Origin of the sequence: Mesorhizobium sp. Mes31 (assembly GCF_024519675.1) — a bacterium.
GTDB lineage: Bacteria > Pseudomonadota > Alphaproteobacteria > Rhizobiales > Rhizobiaceae > Mesorhizobium.
The window spans coordinates 1-4,825 of sequence record NZ_JALJRL010000045.1 but is presented as its reverse complement, the minus strand read 5'-3'; the positions used below and the strand labels follow the sequence as shown (position 1 = coordinate 4,825).

The following is a 4,825-nucleotide window of genomic DNA, read 5'->3' as shown; positions in this document are numbered from 1 at the left end:
TCGGCATGAGCCCGGCGATCTTCGACAATGCGGAAAGCCGGAGAGCCGGCGACGCGGTTTTGCGGAACAACGCCTTTCCGTACTTGCGCAGGAAAAGGACCATCGCGGCCTCGCAGGCATCGTAGGCCTGCTTCCAGTCCCAGGCGCCGGCGGCGTCGGAGGCGCCGAATGCGGCTTCCATCGCCGAGCGCAGCTTTGGCGCGTCGATGCACTCGCCGCGTTCGAGACGGGGAAGCAGCAGACCGGCGGCGGCGAAGATAGCTCCGGCTGCACGGGTTTTGGCAAGCGGGAGCGGCGCGGCAGCGGGAACCGCCGCAGCGGGCGAGATCATGTACATGGTGTGAACCTCGGGAGAGCGGGGACAGGATCGAGCCGCGCGGCGCTCTCTCTGGACCGCACGGATTCAAACCCATTCCGGCCCCCTCTCCCTCTCAGGGCCCCGCCGAAGCCAAAATGAAACAAGCGCCCCGCCATGAGGTGGAGCGCCTGCCGGTATCAACCGATCTCGATCATATTCCGCCGTCAGCCTCCGACTTCTGTAGGAAACCATTGGCGTCGTCGGGATCGGGCGGCAGGTACGCATCATAGGGATTGCCGTCGGCAAGATGACCGAACGGCGTGAACACGTAGTCCGCGCCCTCCCGCCGACCGCGCAGATTACATAACGCCGCTGCCCGGTCGCCGCGTCGGCGCATTCCATCAGCGCGAGGTTGCCGTCGCCGGCGGCACGAAGCAGCGTCTGGAAGTTGCTGCGGGCGTGGTCGGGGATGCTCATGCCAAGTCCCTCGCATCCTCGGGTTGATCGGGACCAGATGTGCCCATGAGGATCGCTTCGCCGCGCGCGATCGCCCATTCCGCCTTGCCGAGCCACCCCGGCGGCGTCGGTCGGCGGGCCTTCGCATCGCCAACGATGATCTTGAGCAAGCCCAGCATGAGTTCGAATTGTGCGGCCTTGCGCTGCACCGCTTCCCCGAAATGCGCAGGAACCGAATTGGCCTGTCCGCGATAGGCGGCATCGGCACCTTGCCAGATGCCGGTGACGTGGGATTCGCCGGAGGACTCATGGTCCTCCCTCTGACCAGACCAGTCATTGTCCTCGAAGGCTAGACGGCAGGCGGCCTCAGGCGTGTCGGCGGAATAGATGGAGTGCCGGAAGACCGGCAGGTGATAGGTCGTCTCGATAGTGAATTGCGGCATCGTGCTGCTCCTGAAAAACAGGCGGCCCGGCGCTCGTCTCCGAGCCCGGGCCGTGGTGGATCGAGGTTGATGTCCATGCGTGCAGGTGTGGTGTTACGTGGTTACGCTGCCGCCCGCCCCTCGACGAAATCGGCGCCGACCTCGTCGGCGGTGATGTCTTCAAGCCGCGCATTGCGGTATCCGGTCTTGGCCAACCAGAGTTCGGCCGCCTCGCGGCTCTCGGCGAGGTGGAGCAATTCGTCGTCGTCGCCGACCTGCTGCAGGACCCGGACCATACCGATCGCGGGTCGCTCGACGATCTCGAAGCTGAGCGCGCTGTCGACCGGGTGGCTACGCATAACGGTCACGAGGATAATGCCGCCGGAGGAAAAGTTCCCTTCGTTGAGCGTGATCGAGGCCGGGGCGCAGTAGGTCGGACGGTCGCGCGGTGGTGCCTTGCGGACCAGGCGGCCGAGACCGTTGCGACGCTCCCAGTCCGCGAGCTTGCGGGTGAAGCGCGCGGGCGGTTTCGACGTGCCGTCGCAATAACGGATCAGTGAGCCGAGCGGGGCGTTGTCATAGACGATGTGGGCGGACATGGATGTGTCTCCTGAAACGAAAAAGGCCCGGCGATGCACCGGGCCGTGAGGTGAAGAAGAAAGGGCCGAGCGACCCGCCCCGCCAACGGTGCTATTCGGCGGCGACCGCGTGTGCGGTAGTCTCATCGGCGGCCGAGCCGTCCTCGTCGTCACCGGCGAGGAATTCGGGAAGGTCTGCTTCCTCGCCCTCATCCGGCTGCGCGGCCGGCGCGTCTTCCCCGCTGAGGCGGAGCGGTTCGGGCAGCCAGCCACTATCGGCCAAGAGGCGCTCGGCCTCCTTGGCCATGTCATCCTTCTTGAGATGGTCGATGAGCTGGGCGGCCTGCTCGCCGGCGCCTTCGCGCACGGCTTCGAGAATGCGGGACTTGGTGACGCGGCCGAGATAGTTATCGACCGTCGGGCGCCAGCCAGCATCCACCATGTCGAGGCCGGTGGCACGGGACAGCCGATCGGCCTCGCGCAGCCGCTGATCCAGCCCATGCTGAGAGATGCCACCACCGCTATAGGGATTGGGCCGCTCGAACAGGGCGTTGATGCCATAGCTGACGCAATGCGCCAGCAGCGCCTGCCGGCTGGCGTCATCGAGACTATCGAGCCAGGCCCATAGAGTCTGATCGTCATCCAGTGGAATGACGCTCTTCCATGCCTCATGGCGCTCATCGACGGCCTTGGCCGCGGGGCTGTCCTTGAGACCTACGTCCTGCCACGGCAGGTGGACATGCCGGACGAAGGCCTCTACGCAGCCGGTCGCGGAACGCTGACCGAAGGTGTCGAGAACGAGCCGATGCAACAGCGCCGTGATGGCCATATGCTGGTTCTCGGCCACTGCATTGCGCAGCGCCAACGTGCGATGGGCGGTGAGCTCGATCACCAGGCGCTCGGGCAGCGGCTTGATGGCGTCGCCGTCATCCTCCTCGGGCTCGGACGCCTGCGCGCCCATTGTGATGGTGGCGCGGCGAACCGAAGGATCGTCCCCGCTATCCTCGCTCTCGGTCGCACCGCAGGGCTCGGCGGAGTCGCCGTCGCCCCCCTGCGTCGCTTCGTCCTCGGGGCGCACATGGCCCCGATCGACGACGAGATCGCCATCACGGTCGATGCTGATGAACACACCGGCGCGCACGATCTCGGCCGGATCGTAGTTCATCGGCCGGCTCTCGAAGGCCGCGAGCGCGGTCTCGATCTCGCCGAGGCGCTGATCGACCTCGTCGGGGAGTTCGTCGGCTTCGCCATATTCGGCTTCCAGCCGATCGTACTCCGCCCGGAGGGCTTCGCGTTCCGCCCGCTCCGCGTCGGTCAAATCGGCGGGGGTGCCGGCGAGCGCCCGCAGACCGTGGTTGTGGCCATAGGGCAGATCGACGTCGATCACGATCCACTTCCAGCCCTCCGCCGCGATCTCGTCGGCGATCGACTTCAGCCTGTCGCGGACCAAGCGATCGAGCAGAGCGGGGTCCTGCAGCCAGCCGCCATTGTCGGCCTCGAACAAGTCGCGCAGCACCACGCCGCCGGCAGCGACATACGCGTCGACACCGACGAACAGCGCCCGGCGATCGCTTGCCGGCACCGTGGTCTCCGTCAGCAGCCGCCGGATCTGCTGCGGCTCCTTCGACCAAGAGTTTTCGAGCGTCTCCCAGACCTGCTCCTGACGGACGTGATCGTCGGTCACGGTAAAGGCCATGAGTTGCTCGAGCTTCATGCCCTCCTGCTCGTAGATATCGTGCAGATTGGGCGAGACCCTGGCGAGCCGCAGGCGCTGCTGCACGAACGTTGCGGACACGAAGAAGCGTGCCGCGATCTCCTCATGGCTGGCACCCTGGTCGTGAAGAGTCTGGAAGGCCCGGAACGTGTCGAGGGGATGAAGGTCCTCGCGCTGGAAATTCTCGGCCAGAGAATCCTCTTCGATCGGCACCGCGCTGTGGGCGTCGCTGACGACGCAGGGAACCGGCTCGGTCTTGATCATGCGCTTCTGCTTGACCAGCAGTTCCAGCGCGCGATAGCGGCGCCCGCCAGCCGGCACCTGAAACATGCCGGTCTCGTTACCCTCGCCATCCAACACTGGCCGGACGTTGAGGCTCTGGAGCAGGCCGCGCCGTGCGATCGACGCGGCGAGGTCCTCGATCGTTTCCCCGCGCTTGATACGCCGGACATTGGATTGGCTCAGCATCAGCTTGTTGAAGGGGATGTCACGCGAGGCGTTGAGGGTGATCTTCTGCTTGGGCGTAGCCATGTGGACTATCTCCGCGACGGGCGACCGAGACTCTCTCGACCTCCAAACCCGTCACAAAGAAAGGCGCAGCCCTCTCACTCTGAGGACTGCGCCGCACACCGAAGATCCGGAGTGGCACAGGGCCGCAGACACGACTTTGCGCATCCGCGGCTTTGCGAATTTCAAGCTGAGATATCACGCGCCGTCGCGACCAGACTGAGCGGCGTGGTAGAGGATGCGTTCCGCGTCGCGAAGGCTTCGGGCCCGGCGGGCGGCCTCTGCCCAGACCGAAATCGGCAGGTCGGTGGCAAAGAGGATGTCGCGCTCGATGCCCATGCCGAAGGGCAGCCGGATCGACGTCATCTCAAGGAGCGAGAAACTGCCCAGCTCGGGATCGCCGAGATCGGCGAGACCGAACATGGCGTCGCCATCGGCATCCAGCTCGGTCGCGAGCCAGGTTCCTTCGCCGAGCGGATTGAAGAACTTCACGACCGGTATGTGATCGGCGTTGCGCTCGCGGCCATTGGCGAGCAGGCGCTCGCGCAGTTCCTCGGTGAGGAGGATCATGCCGCCCTCCTCTCGATCTCGGCCTCATCGACGTCGGCCGGGCCTGCCTTGGCTCCGCTGCCAGGTTGCGGCAGGAAGGCGAGCAGCCAGTCGGCCGCCTTGCTGGCCTGGGAGGCCGCGCGAACGATGGCGCGGTTGTCTTCGCGCAGGACATCGAGCCAGGAGGCCAAGTAGTCGGCGTGGCGCACGGTTGGCACGATGCCAAGTGAGGCGCAGCAGAAGGCAGCGTTCATCTCGGCGACCAGTTCCTCGAAAGCATATCTCTTGGTGCCGAAGGCGC

At 65.7% G+C, this 4,825-nt stretch carries 6 protein-coding genes and 1 pseudogene; all 7 read right to left on the bottom strand.

The genetic code is table 11. From position 1 onward, the window contains the following. Positions 1-337: hypothetical protein (locus NR193_RS33015; RefSeq protein WP_375162761.1), on the bottom strand; the 337-nt coding region annotated here is incomplete at its 3' end. Between the two features lie 172 nt (positions 338-509). After that, positions 510-775, bottom strand: a pseudogene (locus NR193_RS33010) (DUF6117 family protein). Further along, the gene (locus NR193_RS33005) at positions 772-1,197 is read right to left on the bottom strand and encodes a hypothetical protein (protein ID WP_256754839.1); all 426 of its coding nucleotides are present in this window, start codon (positions 1,195-1,197) and stop codon (positions 772-774) included. The pseudogene NR193_RS33010 and the gene NR193_RS33005 overlap by 4 nt, the downstream one beginning before the upstream one ends. Before the next feature lie 101 nt (positions 1,198-1,298). Continuing rightward, positions 1,299-1,775 (bottom strand): hypothetical protein, encoded by a 477-nt coding sequence (locus NR193_RS33000; RefSeq protein ID WP_256754838.1) that lies wholly within the window; start codon positions 1,773-1,775, stop codon positions 1,299-1,301. A gap of 91 nt (positions 1,776-1,866) precedes the next feature. Next, positions 1,867-3,999 carry a ParB/RepB/Spo0J family partition protein gene (locus tag NR193_RS32995; RefSeq protein ID WP_256754837.1) on the bottom strand — a complete coding sequence of 711 codons (2,133 nt, stop codon included), beginning with the start codon at positions 3,997-3,999 and terminating at the stop codon, positions 1,867-1,869. 174 nt (positions 4,000-4,173) lie between these two features. Further along, entirely contained in the window at positions 4,174-4,545 is a 372-nt protein-coding gene (locus NR193_RS32990) for a DUF2958 domain-containing protein (protein WP_256754836.1), read from the bottom strand. Next, positions 4,542-4,825, bottom strand: a 284-nt coding sequence (locus NR193_RS32985) for a zincin-like metallopeptidase domain-containing protein (RefSeq protein WP_256754835.1), incomplete at its 5' end; no start/stop codon positions are given. The genes NR193_RS32985 and NR193_RS32990, both read right to left, overlap by 4 nt.